Raw genomic sequence first — 16,709 nt, 5'->3', positions numbered from 1 at the left:
GGATACATTTCGCAGCTTTAAGTCGAAAAATGTATCCATCATTAAGATTTTAGCGCTGAAGCAAGATTAATCGAAGCGATAAATATCCATGCCGAGTGAACCCATGGTAAAACTGCTATGCACCAAACTAAAACGCTGACCTGTGCCCATTGCAAAGAAAATCGGAGCAAAGTGTTCCAGTGTTGGATGATTACGCGCCATATGCGGAATATTGGACCAGTCCAGTACCGCATCATAATCGCTATGCGTCAGTTTATGCACCACAAAATTACGGAAGCCTGAGGCCCATTCGGGTACATCAGCAGCCGATCCATCCCAAGACAGTTCACGTAAATTATGGGTAATACTGCCCGAACCAATCAGCAGGATTTGCTGTTCACGTAAAGGTGCAAGACTTTGACCAATCTGATAAATCTCATCCGCGCTCATCGACATGGGTAAGGAAATTTCTACCACGGGAATGTTGGCATCTGGATACATATGTAGCAGTGGCATCCATACGCCATGATCACGCGGACGGGTACTGTTGGCATGTGCAGAAAAGCCGGCATTGGCCAGCAAGCCTAAGACTTTTTCGGCCAGTTCAGGATTTCCCGGTGCAGGATAGCGCAATTGATACAGTTCAGGCGGGAAACCACGAAAATCATGCCAGGTTTCTGGGCGAATTGCGCTACTCACTTCCAGCGCATCACTTTCCCAGTGCGCGGACATCACAATAATCGCTTCCGGGCGCGGCAGATTTTCGCTCAAACGATGCAAGGCAGGACCCACTTGTTCTGGATTCAGCGCCAGCATAGGAGAGCCATGAGAAATAAATAAGCCGGGCAACGTTTGTAAGTTCATAAGTCAAACCACATCTGGAAGATGCCTCAATAATGCATGAAAAATAGAAATAAGAGCAGAAGAGATTATTCAACAAAACGTTGCATATGAAGAACGCTTCAGCAAAATCATTAGCCTGCTCGGTGATAAGGATGGTTGTTATTGATGCTCATGGCACGATAAAGCTGCTCGATCAGCATGACACGTACCAGTGGATGCGGCAGGGTTAACTTGGAAAGTGACCAGTGCCATGCAGCAGCTTTACGCACGGCTTCTGAGTGACCATCCGGCCCGCCAATCGCAAGTGCTACATCATTGCCTTCCAGCATCCAGCCTTTCATGGTTTCAGCCAGTTTTTCGGTACTGAATTCACGTCCGCCCACTTCAAGCGCAATCAGGGTTTCATTCTGCTTGAGCGCATTTAAAATACTGTCGCCCTCAATATTACGGTATTTCAGAATATCCGCTTCAGAATCATTTTTCCCGCGCTTGGCCATCGGCAGTTCAATAATCTGGGTCTGTACAAAAGGCTGAATACGTTTGAAATAATCTTCAAAACCAGTCAGCACCCACGCTGGCATTTTTTGACCAATGGTCAGGATACGGATTTTCATACAGACAGATCAATAATTGGATACCTCATTATAACGATCAAACAACATGAAGTTGAGCAGGGAAACAAATTGAAATTGAAATGAGAGATTTAGTGTTGCTTTAATGTCCGTAGTTCAAGTATCCGCTTGATAAAGGAATGGAATAATAATAAATGCGGAACAGTGTCATGATAAAAGGATGTTGTACTGTGCTGCTGTTACTGATAGGCCTCATGGGGCCTAGTCTCTGTGCAGCCAATTCGAGCAAAAATGCTCAGGTCTCTCATCTGGAATTATTTTTTAGCCAGATCATGAGTGTCGATGAATACCGAAATTATAAAAATCTGAAAGAGCTGAACCGGGTGTCTGCCTGGATTAAAGGGCAGATGCAGCGCTTTGGCATCCCATGCCAGTTTCAGGTTTATGTAGTCAATAACCTGAGTTACCGAAATGTCATCTGTAGCTTGGATACTCAAGCCAAAACCAAAATGGTGATGGGAGCGCATTATGATGTCTTTAGTACCCGAAACGGTGCTGATAATAATGCCTCAGGAGTAGCGGGTTTACTTGAAACCGCAAGATTACTGGCCCTGCAAAAAGCCAAGCTCAAACATGATGTCGAATTTGCTTTCTATACCCTTGAAGAGCCGCCTTTTTTCAAGACAGAACATATGGGTAGTTATATGCATGCCAAATCTTTAAAAAAGCAGAAGCAGAAAATTAAGGGCGTGGTGATTCTGGATTCGATTGGCTATTTTGATGAACATCAGGTGCAGAGCTATCCGGTGGGATTAAAGTGGATTTATCCACGACATGGTAATTTCATTGCAACGATTGGGCATTTAGCCTCAACTGGCCTGACTGGAGATTATTGTGATGCCATGCAGCGTTTTAACCGTCTGGAGTGTCAACGCTTTGTTAGCCCAAGTTTTGCTCAGGATATGAATTTCTCTGGCTATCTGAATTATGCCAAATTCAACTATTCGACCATGTTGATTACCGATACTGCGAATTATCGTAATCCTTATTACAATACCGAATTGGATACTTTAGACAAGCTTGATCTGAACAAGATGACTCATGTGATTGATGGATTGGTTACGATGGCACTACAGCCATAATTCAGTTGTTTTATTCAATAACTCAATAAAAAACCCTGCCGAAGCAGGGTTTTTTATACGAAACATCAAGTCTTAATGACGCGCTGCTTTCGCTTCTTCTTTGGTTTTCACAATTGGTGCTTTAACCAAGGCTTTTGGCAAAGAGGTCAGTGCCAGCGGTAAAATCTCATCAATCGATTTTACGGCTTTAATTTCTAGACCTTCTTTGACATTTTCTGGAATTTCCGCCAGGTCACGTACGTTTTCCTGTGGAATGAATACCAGCTTGATGCCACCACGATGGGCTGCCAAAAGTTTCTCTTTCAAGCCACCGATACGCAGCGCACGACCGCCCAGACTGGTTTCACCTGTCATCGCGATATCCGGACGAATCGGGATACCCGTGAAAGCAGATACCAATGCTGTAGTCAAAGCCAAACCTGCCGATGGACCATCTTTCGGTGTTGCGCCTTCAGGTAAATGCACATGCACGTCGGTTTCTTCAAAGCGCGAGGCTTCGATGCCGAGTTCATCCGCACGGGTACGCACTACAGTCATCGCAGCGGTAATCGATTCTTTCATGACATCGCCAAGAGAACCGGTGGTAATGAACTTGCCTTTACCTGGGACTGCTGCAACTTCAATGGTCAGTAATTCACCGCCGACAGAAGTCCAAGCCAGACCATTTACACGGCCAATTTGCGCTTCTTCTTCCGCCATACCGTAGTCAAATTTATGTGGACCCAAGTAATCTGGAAGATTTCCTGCGGTCACTTCAACCTGAAGGTTTTTGGCTTTCTTGCTAACCGCTTCTTTTACCACTTTACGTGCAATTTTTGACACTTCACGTTCAAGGTTACGAACACCGGCTTCACGGGTATAACGGCGCACGATGTCACGAATCGCCTCTTCATGCACGGTCAATTCTTTGGCACGTAGACCATTGTTCTTGATTGCTTTAGGAACAAGGTAACGATCCGCAATATTGACTTTCTCTTCTTCGGTATAACCCGGAAGACGAATCACTTCCATACGGTCCAGCAGCGCCTCAGGAATGTTCATACTGTTCGCGGTACAGATAAACATTACTTCAGACAGGTCCAGATCTAGATCCAGATAGTGATCGCTGAACTTATTGTTCTGTGATGGATCAAGTACTTCAAGCATCGCGGAAGCCGGATCGCCACGGTAGTCTTGCGCCATCTTGTCGATTTCATCGAGCAGGAACAACGGGTTTTTTACACCCACTTTAGTCAATGACTGTACGATTTTACCTGGCATCGCACCGATATAGGTACGACGGTGACCGCGAATTTCAGCTTCGTCACGCACGCCGCCCAGCGCCATACGCACGAACTCACGACCAGTTGCTTTGGCAATTGATTCGCCGAGTGAAGTTTTACCCACACCTGGAGGACCAACCAAACACAGAATCGGACCACGCAATTTTTTCACACGAGACTGAACTGCCAGATATTCCACAATGCGATCTTTGACATCGTCCAGACCATAGTGGTCTGCATCCAGAATTTCCTGTGCTTTGTTCAGGTTAATGCTGACTTTGCTGGCTTTATTCCACGGTGTATCTAGAATCACTTCCAGATAGTTGCGTACCACAGCAGCTTCACTCGAAGCAGGCTGCATCGCTTTCAGCTTGCGGAACTCGTTTTCAGCTTTCTTGCGTACATGCTCAGGCAAATCTGCTTCAGCAAGACGTTTTTCAATTTCAGCGACATCATCTTCCGCGCCGCCGTTCATATCAGAAAGCTCGCGCTGAATGACTTTCATTTTTTCATTCAGGAAGTATTCGCGCTGGTTCTTTTCCATCTGACGTTTAACAGAGTCATGCAGGGTTTGCTCAATCTGTTGTTCTTCAGACTGTTGCAATAGATAAGTCATCAACTCAGTCAAATGCGCTTCGAATTCGTCATGTTCCAGGAATTTCTGTTTGACATCAATATTCAATGGAACACGGGTTGCGACGAAGAACAATAACTGTAATAGATCTTCAATTTTGTTGGCTGCGGTGATCAGTTCACGCGCATTACGAAGTTTCGCTTCTGCATATTGAGCGAAAAGCGCACGTAATTCCTGCAAGCGCACAGCTTGGGTGTCTGCATCGACGCTCACCGTCATTGGGCTGAGTTCATGCTCTGCTGTCAGATACTCAGTTTCGTCAATGATGGTTTTCAGCTTGGCACGGTGTAGGCCTTCGATCAGGACTTTAATACAGTTTTCATCATTTTCGTGATTCACAACTTGCACAATCTTCGCGACAGTACCGTATTGATATAAATTGTCGTGATCAATTTCTTCTGTAAGCGAATCTTTTTGCGCAACTACAAATACTAGATTGTCACTGTTACGAGCCACATCAACTGCATTGATCGATTTTTCACGACCGACAAACAGCGCAATTTGCATATGCGGATAAACCACCACATCACGCAACGCCAAAAGGGGTAGTACACTTGGAACCTGAGGCTCTAAGGTTTCTTGATTCATAATAATTTCAGACATGAGCACTCCTAATGAGTGACAACGGTGTTGCCATGCTTTTAATAGTGATGGGTAATTTTAAAAATACAAGGGCAGTTAAGATTAAATTGTATGAAAAATGACTAATTATGTGATTTTAAAGTAGTTAGCAAGGGTAAAATTGCAAAATTAACGTTTGAACTTTATAAAAACTGTCGGGGTGATTAAAGCATCAAGGGGCTGATCCCATGTTTCACGTTTTAACGGCTGTGCCAGCAGTTGAAAGTCATGCGCCAGCCCCAGACGGAATGGACGCCTAGGTGCAGAAGCCAAGGTACGATCATAAAAACCGCCGCCCATACCAATCCGTGTGCCCGAAGTATCACAGGCCAATAGTGGCATGAGCAATAAATCCAGTTTGGAAACATGTACACCACGGGTGCTCATGGGCTCTCGCATACCCAGCCGATGATGGGCAAAGCGCTTGTTATGGTATTGGTGCTGGCTGATCCGGATCCAGACCAGCTGCTGATTCATGTCGCAAATCGCTGGTAGATACACCTGTTTGCCCAGTTTAAAGCAGCGTTCAATAATCGCCTGGGTCTGAATCTCCCCAAAAGCATGCAAATACAGGCCAATACGTTGGGCATGAATAAATTCTGGACTGCGGATCAGACAGTTTAGAACTTTTTGTGCGGATTGCCTTTGCTCAAATTTAGAGAGATGACGACGCGTTTTACGAAGGTATCTTCTTAATTCCTGAATGATCATAGGGCAAAAAGCATATGCAACAAAATTGTGCTCTAGTCTAAGTGGGAATTCTGGAAAAGTAAAAAATAATTGTAAGCTGCAATTTTATATTATTCCGTATCTGCTGATTTAAATTTAGCTAATTTGTCACCAGTTTCAAAGTTAAAAAACAGTTGCATCACTGGTTGTTAAAATGTGTTGAAACGGTCAATTTATTTTCTTTGATTCACGATTTTCCAAGCAATCAATTGTTCAGTGACAAACTCTGGAAATGCATGAGTTTAAGCACTTTGAAACAGCTTTCGATCAATAAAAATACAATTCTAAAGTAGGTTTATTCTGTTTTTGGTGAAAGATAGACAAGGGATCATATAACTATTCTCGACCGATATATGGGACACATTGGACTTAGGCAGAACGCGTAAGACCTAAATCAATGGAGATTGAAGATGATGAATATTGCGAAGAACACCGTCTGCCTTTGGTACGATGACGATGCCGAAGGTGCAGCACGATTTTATGCAGAAACCTTTCCAGGCTCCTCAGTTGGCGCGATCAACCTTGCCCCTGGAGATTATCCCTCTGGGAAAGAAGGTGATGTCATTACGGTCGAATTTACAGTAATGGGCGTTGCCTGCATCGGGTTGAACGGTGGTCCTGGTTTTCAGCATAATGAAACATTTTCATTTCAGGTGGCGACTGAAGACCAAGAAGAAACAGATCGCTACTGGAATGCCATTGTTGGCAATGGCGGTCAGGAAAGCGAATGTGGATGGTGTAAAGACAAGTGGGGTATTTCCTGGCAGATTACGCCAGTGGTCCTCATCAACGCCTGTAACAGTCCTGACCGTGCTGCGGCCAAGCGCGCATTTAATGCGATGATGACCATGAAAAAAATTGACATCTCCGTGATCGAAGCGGCATTTCGTAGTTAAGCGCCAAAGATAAAGATATTGTCTTTCATTGCAGTTGATATTGCTGTGTAGCGCAATTTCACTCCAATTAGGATCTTCTCCTTTCTTTTGATCAACTCAAATTATCCCTCAACCCTATAAGGATGCGTTACAAAAATTACAGATCAATCCAACTTGATCTGAACCTAAATCCAATTTCTTCATGATGATTCAAGGAGAATGTGCCATGAATTTTCCTCAATTACTGCTTATAGCGGGCTGGGTCGCGTTGTCTGTACCTGCCGCTTTGGCCGTTGAACCGCCCATGTCGGGCAAAGCCAGCTCAGGCATAGCTTCCTCTGCCGCCGATAAGAAAGCCATCGCGAGTGCCATGACTGCCGCACCTAAAAAAGTAGCCGCTGCGGCCACGATTGTCGCTGTCGGTGCAGATGGCAAAATGCGTACCTTGCGCAAAGGCAATAATGGTTTTACCTGTATGCCGGATAATCCGACCACTCCGGGTCCAGACCCAATGTGTATGGATCAGGCCGCTCTAGAATGGGCAGAAGCCTGGATGGGGAATAAGCCGCCCACAGTTGGAAAAGTAGGCTTTATGTATATGCTGGCAGGGGGCACAGATGCCAGTAACGTCGATCCCTATGCCAAGAAGCCTAGTACGGGCAATCATTGGGTCGAAATGGGTCCCCATGTCATGATCGTCGGTGCTGAAGCTCGTTTCTATGATATGTATCCTAAACATACGCAACCGGATACCGCTGTGCCTTATGTCATGTGGTCTGGGACGCCTTATCAGCACTTAATGATCCCGGTGAAATAGTGAATACCGTAATGACGAATACACGCTGATTCAAACCTTTCAATTCAGGTATTTAATACACTCAATTTTTATGACTGTACTAAGCTACAAATAGAATAGTTCACTTAGAAGCTCATCAACAGATGGGCTTTTATATGAGCATTGCAAAAGTTGAGATGATGCAGATTATACAATATGAGTTGCAGAATAATTTTTGCACTGAATTGAAAACAGCCTGAACCAAAAACAATCATCTAACGAAATTCTCCCTAATTTATACATCTTAAATTTTATTAAAATATTGAAAATAATATAGAAAATTAAACTGGCATAAGTTCTGCATAACTGTATTCAAACTTGGATACAAGAATGGATACAGAATGCTTTATCAGAAAATGATCGGCTGGACAGTCCTAAAATGGCGCGATGCCGATCAACCAAAACAGCTTCAACTGAATCATCTTGCTCAACGCACTACCCATGTTGAAGTGGGTGAACTTGTCTGGATTTCGGTTGCGACTGCTGCACCTCTTCAAGCAAAAATCGATGCATTTAAAAAAGCTGTATTTGCAGACGGTATGCATCAAAGGCTACGACAGAGAGCAGCGAACATAGTCGGTAGCGGGTTTATATACAGCAGCTGAATCAGAAAAAAACGAAATCGATCCATTCAGCAGATTCAAAAAATAGAGAGAATAAAAGGGGATTCACATGTTTAAAACTGTACTGATTGCAAATCGCGGCGAAATTGCCGTTCGTGCCATTCGCACATTAAAAAAAATGGGCGTAACCAGTATAGCTGTCTATTCAGAAACGGACCGTTACGCACAGCATGTGATTAATGCAGATATTGCAGTGTCCTTAGAAGGCACCAAACCGAGTGATACCTATTTAAGTATCGAAAAACTGATTGCCGCAGCCAAACAAAATGGCGCAGAAGCAATTTTCCCAGGTTATGGTTTTCTGTCAGAAAGTGCCGATTTTGCCCGTGCCTGCGAAGAAAATAATATTGCCTTTATGGGGCCAACAGCTGAACAGATTTTAGAGTTTGGTTTAAAACATCGTGCCCGTGAACTTGCTGCAGCTGCCAATGTACCCATGACTCCCGGTACAGGTCTGCTAAATAGTCTGGACGAAGCTTTGGCAGAAGCTGAAAAAATTGGTTATCCAATTATGCTAAAAAGCACAGCAGGCGGTGGCGGAATTGGCTTGACCCGTTGTGATGATGCAGAAGCACTTCAGGAGGCGTATGAAAGTGTAAAACGTCTGGGCGAGCAGTTCTTTAAGGATGCAGGGGTGTTTCTGGAACGCTTTATCGATAAAGCCCGTCATGTCGAAGTTCAGATTTTTGGAGATGGACAGGGACAGGTAGTGGCTTTGGGCGAACGCGACTGTTCACTGCAGCGCCGTAATCAGAAGGTCGTGGAAGAAACACCAGCGGCTCATTTACCTGATGCAACGCGACAAAAACTGCATCAGGCGGCAGTTGAACTGGGCAAATCGGTGAAATATCGCAGTGCCGGTACGGTTGAGTTTATTTATGATGCAGCACGTGACGAGTTTTATTTCCTTGAAGTGAATACCCGTTTGCAGGTGGAGCATCCGGTGACTGAAATGGTGACCGGTTTAGACCTGATTGAATGCATGTTGAAAGTTGCAGCAGGTGATACTCTGGATTGGAAGCATCTAAGCAGTATTCAGCCTCAAGGTGCAGCGATTGAAGTACGCATCTATGCCGAAGATCCAGTTAAGAATTTCCAGCCGAGTCCAGGGATTTTGACCGATGTCTTTTTTCCGGAAAATGTCCGGGTTGATACCTGGGTGAGTACCGGAACTGAAATTTCCCAATACTTTGACCCGATGATTGCCAAGATTATTGTGCATGCTGAAGATCGTGATACTGCCATTCATACGCTTAAATCAGCTTTAGCTGAAACTCGCCTGAATGGTATTAGTACCAATCTGGATTATGTGCATACTGTTATTTCAGATCCACGTTTTGAACAGATGCAGATCTGGACACGCATGCTGGATGATTTCAAATATGTGCCGAATGTGATTGAGGTGATTCAGCCGGGTACACAAAGTTCGATTCAGGATTATCCGGGTCGTGTCGGGTATTGGGATATTGGTGTACCGCCTTCAGGCCCAATGGATGATTATGCCTTCCGGCTGGCCAATAAAATTGTTGGGAATGTCGAGGCCGCCGCCGGGTTTGAATTTACCCTGCAAGGTCCAATCCTCAAATTTCATGCAGAAAATATCATTGCTTTAACTGGCGCACCTTGTCCGGTAAGTCTGGATGATGAAGCAGTAAATTTCTGGCAGCCTGTTCAGGTAAAAGCAGGCCAAACCCTAAAAATTGGACAGGTTGAATCTGGATGCCGGACCTACCTGGCTGTACGAAATGGTCTGAATGTGCCGGAATATCTGGGTAGCCGTTCTACCTTTGCTTTAGGTAATTTTGGTGGACATGCAGGCCGAGTGTTACGGGCTGGTGACATGATTAAGATGGTGAATCCTGAGCTGCCCGCCGATGGTCTACCTTTAGCGATTGCAGAACCTGAAGTTTTGGCAACAGATCTGATTCCAAGTTATGGCAAGGAATGGAAAATTGGTGTGCTCTATGGTCCGCATGGCGCTCCTGATTTCTTTAAAGCTGAATATATTGAGGAGTTTTTTGCATCAAGCTGGAAAGTGCATTTTAACTCGAACCGATTGGGTATCCGTTTAACCGGACCGACGCCAAGCTGGGCGCGTGAAAATGGCGGTGAAGCGGGTCTGCATCCATCCAATGTACATGACTGTGAATATGCCATTGGTGCGATTAACTTTACCGGTGATTTCCCCGTAATTCTTGCCAAAGATGGTCCGAGCCTGGGTGGCTTTGTCTGTCCGGTGACCATTGCCAAAGCTGAACTCTGGAAAATTGGTCAACTGAAAGCCGATGACACGATTAGCTTCTATCCAATCTCGGTAAAGCAGGCCAATGCGCTGGAGCGGCAGCAAATTCAAACCCTCCAAAACTTTGCCAAGGCAGAGATGCCCTACGAGGCTGAAGTCGTGGCAGTTCAAGCAGAAAGTATCCTGGCATTGCGTGAAGCTACGCCAGATGCACCAAAAGCTGTATATCGTCAGGCAGGTGACAGTTATATCTTGCTGGAATACGGTGATAACGTACTGGATTTGGCCCTACGCCTGCGCGTACACCGCTTGATGCAACTGATCCGTGAAGCTGATCTTGACGGTATCCTGGAATTATCACCTGGTGTGCGATCCTTGCAGATTAAATATGATGGTCTGCGTTTGAGCCAGCAGCAACTGATTCACTTCCTGCTTGGTCTTGAAGAACAGATGGGTGATTTACGTGACATTAAAATACCTTCAAGAATTATCCATTTACCCATGGCCTTTGAGGACTCAGCGACTCTGGGTGCTGTTGAGCGTTATCAGGAAAGTGTCTGTGCCAAGGCCCCATGGCTACCGAATAATGTCGATTTTATTCAGCGGATTAATGGTTTAAGTCACCGCCAGCAGGTCAAGGACATCATTTATGATGCCAATTATCTGATTTTAGGGCTAGGTGATGTATATCTGACTGCACCTTGTGCAGTGCCCATTGATCCGCGCCACCGTTTACTGAGTTCCAAATATAATCCGGCCCGTACTTTTACCGCTGAAGGTACAGTCGGGATTGGTGGCATGTATATGTGTATTTATGGCATGGACTCACCGGGTGGCTATCAGTTGATTGGCCGTACCGTACCGATCTGGAATAAGTTTAAAAAGAACAAGCAGTTTGGCGATCAGCAATGGTTCTTACGCTTTTTTGACCAGATTAAATATTATGAGGTCACTGAGGCCGAACTGGATCAGTTCCGTGCTGATTTCGCCCATGGTCGGGCAGAAATTAAAATTGAGGAATGTAAGTTTGACTTTGCAGCATATCAGGATTTCCTTGCTGCAGAACAGGACAGTATTGCTGCTTTTAAAGCACAGCAGCAAGCTGCTTTTAGTGCGGAGGTGGAACGCTGGAAAGACGATTTTGATGCACCTGTAGAAATAGAAGTGCTGCAGGATGATACCGATTACAGCCAGTATGTCCCTCTCAACGCCTCTATGACCGGCAATATCTGGAAGATTTTTGTAGAAGCCGGGCAGATTGTGAAAAAAGGCGACACGGTGGCCATCATCGAGGCCATGAAAATGGAGCTGCCGGTCTATGCTGACGATGATGGCATTGTCAAAGCCATTATCTGCCGTTCAGGTCAGACCGTGCATAGCGGTGAACCGCTGGTTTATATGGAGTAATGGATTGAGCCTATGACCCTTGTCCCTAATCCAGCCACTAAAGCGACCGGAAAAAGCTCAGACAATCTGTCTGAGCTGGTTTTCCAGAAAATTAAAAATGACATTTTTGACTTTAAACTCATGCCGGGAGAACGGTTTACCGAATCAGAAATTGCTGAAAGCTATGCCGTAAGCCGTACACCCATTCGGCAAGCCTTATATCGTCTGCAGCAGGAAGGCTATGTCGAGGTGCAGTTTAGAAGTGGCTGGCAGGTTCGGCCACTGAATTTTAAAGCCTATGAGGAGTTATATGATCTGCGAATTTTGCTGGAATGTTATGCAGTCGAACAACTTTGTCAGATGCCTGAAGATCAGTTGAAAGCCGCTCTGGAAATTTTGATTCAAACCTGGTGTATTCAACCAGAACAATATATCTATGATCTCAGGCGGTTATCTGTAGAGGATGAAGCATTTCATTGTCATTTGGTATTTGCAGCCGGCAATACAGAAATGGCGAAAATTCACAGTGAGATCAGCGAGAAAATTCGCATCATACGCCGTCTGGATTTTTCCAAGGATTATCGGATTGAGGCCACCTATGCCGAACATCAACAGATTTTAAAAGCGCTGCTTGCACAAGATGCAGCGTTCTGTCTCTCTATATTAGATGCCCATATCCGGCACAGTCGTAATGAGGTGAAAAAAATTACGCTAGAAATGTTGTCCTCTAGTCCTGCGTAAGTTAGTCATGATGCATGAGCTTTAAGAAATACAGACTAGATCAAAATATAGAACTAACTTTAGAAATTACGCTAAGCACAGACTGAATGGCTTGGCATTATTTCATTTAAAGATATAAACTGCTTTTTACAACAAGAAAAACATCAGACCTGACTCAAAATTGATAAACAATTCATAACCAGAAAAAACAAGAACCCGCTAGTGGCATCTCAAATTGTTTTTTAAAGTAAGTCGAGGATGATAATAACAAGAGATAAAAATGCTTCATCAGCCTATTCAATTTTTACTTACGGGTGCTAGCTGTGCACTTCTCCTAACCATGACTGGATGTGCCATGCCTTCCAAGTCGCCTATCAATGACAGTTATGGTTCCCAGCCACATTTGCCCAAACCAAAATCAAGCTTGCTGCCTACGGTCAATATTGCACCTGCTAAAGGTTGGCCTGAAGGTAAAATGCCGACACCAGCGACAGGTTTAAAAGTTCAGGCCTTTGCCAAAGGACTGCGACATCCGCGCTGGCTATATGTATTGCCGAATGGTGATGTACTGGTGGCCGAAACCGATGCACCACCCAAGCCCGATGACAGCAAAGGGATTAAAGGCAAAATCATGAAATGGGTAATGCAGCGTGCCGGCTCATCGCACCCCAGTGCTAACCGCATCAGTCTGCTTCGCGATAGCAATGGAGATGGGGTAGCTGAACAAAAAACCGTATTTTTACAGAATCTCAATTCTCCATTTGGTATGGCGCTGATTGGTAATAGATTGTATGTAGCCAATACTGATGCCTTGATGCGCTTTCCTTATCAGAACGGGATGACTCAAATCACAGCAGCCGGCACCAAGGTGCTGGATTTACCGGCAGGCCGTTTAAACCATCACTGGACCAAAAATGTCATTGCCAATCCTGCAGGCAATAAACTTTATATCACAGTGGGTTCCAACAGTAATGTGGCTGAAAATGGCCTGGATCAAGAGCAGGGTCGGGCACTGATCATGGAATTTGACATAGCCAGTGCTCAAGCGCGACCTTTTGCCACCGGACTGCGTAATCCAAATGGGATGGACTGGCAACCACAGGGTGGCACACTCTGGACGGTTGTGAATGAACGTGATGAGCTCGGTAATGATCTGGTTCCTGATTACCTGACCTCTGTCAAAGAAGGTGCTTTTTATGGCTGGCCCTATAGTTATTATGGCCAACATGTAGATACACGGGTCAAACCGCAAAAACCTGCCTTAGTTGCGCAAGCAATTCCACCGGATTATGCATTGGGCAATCATACAGCTTCATTGGGCTTGGCCTTCTATAGGGCAGACCTGATGCCTCAATATCGAAACGGTGCGCTGATTGGCCAGCATGGTTCATGGAACCGCAAACCGCATAGTGGCTATAAAGTGATTTTTGTTCCCTTTCAGAATGGGCAACCGATGGGCCCACCTCAAGATGTCTTGACTGGATTTTTAAGTGATCAGGGCGATGCATATGGGCGACCGGTCGGTGTGGCGGTAGATTCTTCAGGTGCCATTTTGGTTGCTGATGATGTCGGTGATGTGATTTGGCGAGTATCACCCTTGAGTACACTAGCTGCAGTAAGTAAATAAAGGTCTAGGGATTCAAGATTTTATTCAGATCTGAATCTATGGAAAGTAAAAGTTAAAGCAAAGACTGTTTCATTCAAACGTCAATATTTTGATTGAAAATATGCAAAGGTTAGCGGATTTAAAATAATTTTTAAGCTTCATTTAAGCTGGCTGAATTAGGCTTTCAGGATATTTTTACGCGGGATTACAGCATGTACAGAGATTCTGCTGATCCCGTTAAAAATATCTAAATCTTAGTACCAGTTCTAAGTGCCAATAAAAAATGGATATAAAAGTTAGAACGTTGCAAAAAAGAGGGTTTTAAGAATGAAATCAATTGTTGCATTTATATTCCCTTGGTCATTATTTATGACCCTTCATCGACCAGCCGAAGCGACAGTGTGCTTAATGCTGCAAATTTCGATTTTAGGCTGGATTCCTGCTGCAATCTGGGCGATGCATACTTTATATCGGGACAAAATAGCCTAAAAATAGGAAAATAAGTTACTGAAAGAGTTTTTGATTTTGACGGAAGTAAAAGCTCTATATTTTTTATAGCGAAAGATTTTTTTTCATTCCAGATGATAAATACATTAATAAAATGAATCTAGAGGAATGTTCGAGAGAAATACTACAAAATTAAAATAAGAGGAAATTCAGGAAAAATTCTAATTATATTTAGAAAAAGAAATTGAAGTACTCCGAAGATGCCGCTGCATGTGTCGTTACCCTGAACCCGATGAGTTCAAGGAGGATGCGACGTATACTTGCTGGGTTTCCCATACGGAGATAGGCATACACTCTAAATATACAGAACACACCCATAAGTGTTAGTATCGGCAGGGGAATAGACCCGCTGGCGAACACCTCAGAGTTAAGTTAATTATAAACAATAATCCCGGTGTGGCAACTCTATGCTGTTCATGAACTGTAAACAGTTCGGTCGAATGTCCGAAGTTTAAACAGAATTCGAGATTATTCAGTCAGTTCTTCAACTTCTTCTAAAATAGTTTGTAACAAACGCTCGCAATGCGCATATTGTTGCAGTGATCTGTTCATATTCAAGACCTCCTGCATCAGCTCAAGTGCTACCATAATAATCAGCTTACTCGGTTCCATGCGTGGTGCTTTACGGCGAAATTCATCATATTTGTCATTCAATAACTGTGCCGCACGTTCTAATTCTTCCTGCTTGTCAGGAGTAGAGGCCAAACGGAAACTATGCCCCAATACTCTGAGATCAATTGCAATTTGTTCACTCATGATGAGGCTTCCTCAGTCGCTTCAGTCGGATGGGCCAGTTGTTGAATTTCCTGTGCATGATGATCCTGCGCAGTACCGAGAATCGCTAGACGTTGAATAATCGCTTCAACCTTGGCTTTGGCATTTTCATTTTTCTGGGTTAAGCGTTCAGATTCCTGAGTCAGACGCTGAATTTCCTGCTGAGCATGACGCTGTTCAAGGATCATCTTTTCCTTAACTATGCGCAGCTCATTGCGTTCAGCCAGAATTTCCTGAAAACGGTTTTTTAGGTCGGTACAGCTTTTTTCCAGACGGCCATAACGGTCTGCCAGTGCAGTTGCATCATTATTGAGCAGTTGAAATTGGGCACGAGAATCCGTCAATTGTTCTGTCAGATTTTCATTTTCTTGTTGTTTTTGCGCAATCACGCTATTTTTTTGTTCAATTTGCTGTTGATGTTGCATCATTGAAGAGTCTTGCTCTTCGCGCAAACTGGAATTTTCACTTTCAAGCCGTGCAAGTCGCGTTTTTAACACGCCGATCTGCACTTGTAGACGCTGTAATTCTTCTAACATATCGAGGTCGCACAGTGTTGCAAACAAAGGTAATATATAAGCAGTATAAAGATTGGATAAACGAATGCAAGACGATATTTCAGGTTGGACCGAATGGCACCGCAATTTTTCTTCAATTGAGGAAATTTCTAGCCCTAGCGAACTACATGGTTTGCTAACTGGCATTGTTTGTGTCACCCAGGCGCCAAGCAGTGAAGAGTGGTTACAGATTTTAGAAACACTGGATGTACCTGAACTGGATGCCGAAGCATTAGAGTTGTTGACGGGCGAAGCTGAAGATGTGTTTCATGCACTGTCTGAAGATGAGCTGGATTATTTACCTTTGCTGCCTGATGATGAGCATGTGCTTTCAGAACGCGTACAGGCTCTGGCGGACTGGTGTGCAGGCGTGGTCTTAGGTTTCGGACTGGCTTCAGGACATATCCGTCAGGATGAAGTTGAGCTGATTGAACATTTACAAGATGTAGCCGCAGTTGAATTTGAAGACTCAGACGATGATGATGAAGGTGAAGAAAGCTATCAGGAATTGTACGAATTTGTGCGTCTGATTCCTGTCAGTCTGTCTTTAGGGCGTAAAAAGGTCGAAGTTGAAGAAACGCCACTCTTACAGCAATTTAGTCAAAAAAATCAGCCTAAAGCCGCTGTTACAGAAGCGCAAAGTGTGGTCGAGATTTTCTCGCCTAAACGTCCAAGCTGATGAAATACTGAGGTGAACCGTCACCTGATTGAAATCAGGCATATATTTTGCTGTTTACAGTGAAATCTATAGTCTGATTTCAAGACTATATTCTAAATACAAGTATTGATCGATAAGAAGTAAGGT

The 16,709-nt window shown here is 44.3% G+C and carries 15 protein-coding genes and 1 other RNA gene; 9 read left to right on the top strand and 7 right to left on the bottom strand.

Features of this window, described 5'->3' with window-relative positions:
- Window positions 1–66: 66 nt before the first annotated feature.
- Complete coding sequence (locus tag ACTL4S_RS03025) at window positions 67–843, bottom strand: DODA-type extradiol aromatic ring-opening family dioxygenase (RefSeq protein ID WP_121979874.1); 777 nt, start codon at window positions 841–843, stop codon at window positions 67–69.
- 110 nt (window positions 844–953) lie between these two features.
- On the bottom strand, window positions 954–1,436 hold the full coding sequence (gene rlmH, locus ACTL4S_RS03020; RefSeq protein ID WP_004646335.1) for a 23S rRNA (pseudouridine(1915)-N(3))-methyltransferase RlmH: 483 nt from the start codon (window positions 1,434–1,436) through the stop codon (window positions 954–956).
- A 167-nt stretch (window positions 1,437–1,603) separates the two neighbouring features.
- On the opposite strand from rlmH, the gene ACTL4S_RS03015 reads away from it, so the two are divergent.
- On the top strand, window positions 1,604–2,536 hold the full coding sequence (locus ACTL4S_RS03015; protein WP_441298726.1) for a M28 family peptidase: 933 nt from the start codon (window positions 1,604–1,606) through the stop codon (window positions 2,534–2,536).
- A gap of 72 nt (window positions 2,537–2,608) precedes the next feature.
- Here ACTL4S_RS03015 and lon read toward each other — a convergent pair whose 3' ends face one another.
- Window positions 2,609–5,035: an endopeptidase La gene (gene lon / locus ACTL4S_RS03010; RefSeq protein WP_044111574.1), complete on the bottom strand. Its 2,427-nt coding sequence runs from the start codon at window positions 5,033–5,035 to the stop codon at window positions 2,609–2,611.
- A gap of 147 nt (window positions 5,036–5,182) precedes the next feature.
- Window positions 5,183–5,764 (bottom strand): 5-formyltetrahydrofolate cyclo-ligase, encoded by a 582-nt coding sequence (locus ACTL4S_RS03005; RefSeq protein WP_441298725.1) that lies wholly within the window; start codon window positions 5,762–5,764, stop codon window positions 5,183–5,185.
- Between the two features lie 431 nt (window positions 5,765–6,195).
- On the opposite strand from ACTL4S_RS03005, the gene ACTL4S_RS03000 reads away from it, so the two are divergent.
- From ACTL4S_RS03000 to ACTL4S_RS02970, 7 genes are all read left to right on the top strand, one after another.
- Entirely contained in the window at window positions 6,196–6,678 is a 483-nt protein-coding gene (locus ACTL4S_RS03000; protein ID WP_441298748.1) for a VOC family protein, read from the top strand.
- A gap of 205 nt (window positions 6,679–6,883) precedes the next feature.
- Entirely contained in the window at window positions 6,884–7,474 is a 591-nt protein-coding gene (locus ACTL4S_RS02995; protein WP_441298724.1) for a hypothetical protein, read from the top strand.
- Between the two features lie 359 nt (window positions 7,475–7,833).
- Complete coding sequence (locus ACTL4S_RS02990; protein WP_396469661.1) at window positions 7,834–8,097, top strand: hypothetical protein; 264 nt, start codon at window positions 7,834–7,836, stop codon at window positions 8,095–8,097.
- A gap of 67 nt (window positions 8,098–8,164) precedes the next feature.
- Window positions 8,165–11,764: an urea carboxylase gene (gene uca / locus ACTL4S_RS02985; protein ID WP_441298723.1), complete on the top strand. Its 3,600-nt coding sequence runs from the start codon at window positions 8,165–8,167 to the stop codon at window positions 11,762–11,764.
- A 12-nt stretch (window positions 11,765–11,776) separates the two neighbouring features.
- Window positions 11,777–12,484: a GntR family transcriptional regulator gene (locus ACTL4S_RS02980; RefSeq protein WP_441298722.1), complete on the top strand. Its 708-nt coding sequence runs from the start codon at window positions 11,777–11,779 to the stop codon at window positions 12,482–12,484.
- 319 nt (window positions 12,485–12,803) lie between these two features.
- Window positions 12,804–14,090: a PQQ-dependent sugar dehydrogenase gene (locus ACTL4S_RS02975; protein ID WP_441298747.1), complete on the top strand. Its 1,287-nt coding sequence runs from the start codon at window positions 12,804–12,806 to the stop codon at window positions 14,088–14,090.
- A 306-nt stretch (window positions 14,091–14,396) separates the two neighbouring features.
- Window positions 14,397–14,558 (top strand): YqaE/Pmp3 family membrane protein, encoded by a 162-nt coding sequence (locus ACTL4S_RS02970; protein ID WP_005267030.1) that lies wholly within the window; start codon window positions 14,397–14,399, stop codon window positions 14,556–14,558.
- 205 nt (window positions 14,559–14,763) lie between these two features.
- On the opposite strand, the gene ssrS is transcribed toward ACTL4S_RS02970, so the two are convergent.
- The 3 genes from ssrS to ACTL4S_RS02955 all read right to left on the bottom strand — a co-directional run bounded on the left by ssrS (window position 14,764) and on the right by ACTL4S_RS02955 (window position 15,886).
- Window positions 14,764–14,947, bottom strand: a non-coding RNA gene (gene ssrS, locus ACTL4S_RS02965) — 6S RNA.
- Between the two features lie 97 nt (window positions 14,948–15,044).
- Complete coding sequence (locus ACTL4S_RS02960) at window positions 15,045–15,332, bottom strand: cell division protein ZapA (protein WP_004279505.1); 288 nt, start codon at window positions 15,330–15,332, stop codon at window positions 15,045–15,047.
- Complete coding sequence (locus tag ACTL4S_RS02955; RefSeq protein ID WP_005107471.1) at window positions 15,329–15,886, bottom strand: hypothetical protein; 558 nt, start codon at window positions 15,884–15,886, stop codon at window positions 15,329–15,331. Before ACTL4S_RS02955 ends, ACTL4S_RS02960 begins: the two co-directional genes overlap by 4 nt.
- A gap of 64 nt (window positions 15,887–15,950) precedes the next feature.
- On the opposite strand from ACTL4S_RS02955, the gene ACTL4S_RS02950 reads away from it, so the two are divergent.
- Window positions 15,951–16,583, top strand: a complete 633-nt coding sequence (locus tag ACTL4S_RS02950) for a UPF0149 family protein (protein WP_441298721.1) — start codon at window positions 15,951–15,953, stop codon at window positions 16,581–16,583.
- The last annotated feature ends 126 nt before the right edge of the window (window positions 16,584–16,709 follow it).

The organism is Acinetobacter lwoffii (genome assembly GCF_052078135.1).
Classification (GTDB): domain Bacteria; phylum Pseudomonadota; class Gammaproteobacteria; order Pseudomonadales; family Moraxellaceae; genus Acinetobacter; species Acinetobacter lwoffii_Z.
Note: the sequence above shows the minus strand (reverse complement) of the source record. Positions and strands in the feature narration are given on the sequence as shown.

Bases quoted from the DNA above. Each gene is read 5' to 3' on its own strand.
- rlmH (WP_004646335.1), bottom strand. From the start codon at position 1,436: ATGAAAATCCGTATCCTGACCATTGGTCAAAAAATGCCAGCGTGGGTG.
- ACTL4S_RS03005 (WP_441298725.1), bottom strand. From the start codon at position 5,764: ATGATCATTCAGGAATTAAGAAGATACCTTCGTAAAACGCGTCGTCAT.
- ACTL4S_RS02995 (WP_441298724.1), top strand. From the start codon at position 6,884: ATGAATTTTCCTCAATTACTGCTTATAGCGGGCTGGGTCGCGTTGTCT.
- ACTL4S_RS03025 (WP_121979874.1), bottom strand. From the start codon at position 843: ATGAACTTACAAACGTTGCCCGGCTTATTTATTTCTCATGGCTCTCCT.
- ACTL4S_RS03000 (WP_441298748.1), top strand. From the start codon at position 6,196: ATGAATATTGCGAAGAACACCGTCTGCCTTTGGTACGATGACGATGCC.
- ACTL4S_RS02990 (WP_396469661.1), top strand. From the start codon at position 7,834: ATGCTTTATCAGAAAATGATCGGCTGGACAGTCCTAAAATGGCGCGAT.
- ACTL4S_RS02955 (WP_005107471.1), bottom strand. From the start codon at position 15,886: ATGTTAGAAGAATTACAGCGTCTACAAGTGCAGATCGGCGTGTTAAAA.
- ACTL4S_RS02960 (WP_004279505.1), bottom strand. From the start codon at position 15,332: ATGAGTGAACAAATTGCAATTGATCTCAGAGTATTGGGGCATAGTTTC.
- uca (WP_441298723.1), top strand. From the start codon at position 8,165: ATGTTTAAAACTGTACTGATTGCAAATCGCGGCGAAATTGCCGTTCGT.
- ACTL4S_RS02975 (WP_441298747.1), top strand. From the start codon at position 12,804: ATGACTGGATGTGCCATGCCTTCCAAGTCGCCTATCAATGACAGTTAT.
- ACTL4S_RS02980 (WP_441298722.1), top strand. From the start codon at position 11,777: ATGACCCTTGTCCCTAATCCAGCCACTAAAGCGACCGGAAAAAGCTCA.
- ACTL4S_RS02970 (WP_005267030.1), top strand. From the start codon at position 14,397: ATGAAATCAATTGTTGCATTTATATTCCCTTGGTCATTATTTATGACC.
- ACTL4S_RS02950 (WP_441298721.1), top strand. From the start codon at position 15,951: ATGCAAGACGATATTTCAGGTTGGACCGAATGGCACCGCAATTTTTCT.
- ACTL4S_RS03015 (WP_441298726.1), top strand. From the start codon at position 1,604: ATGATAAAAGGATGTTGTACTGTGCTGCTGTTACTGATAGGCCTCATG.
- lon (WP_044111574.1), bottom strand. From the start codon at position 5,035: ATGTCTGAAATTATTATGAATCAAGAAACCTTAGAGCCTCAGGTTCCA.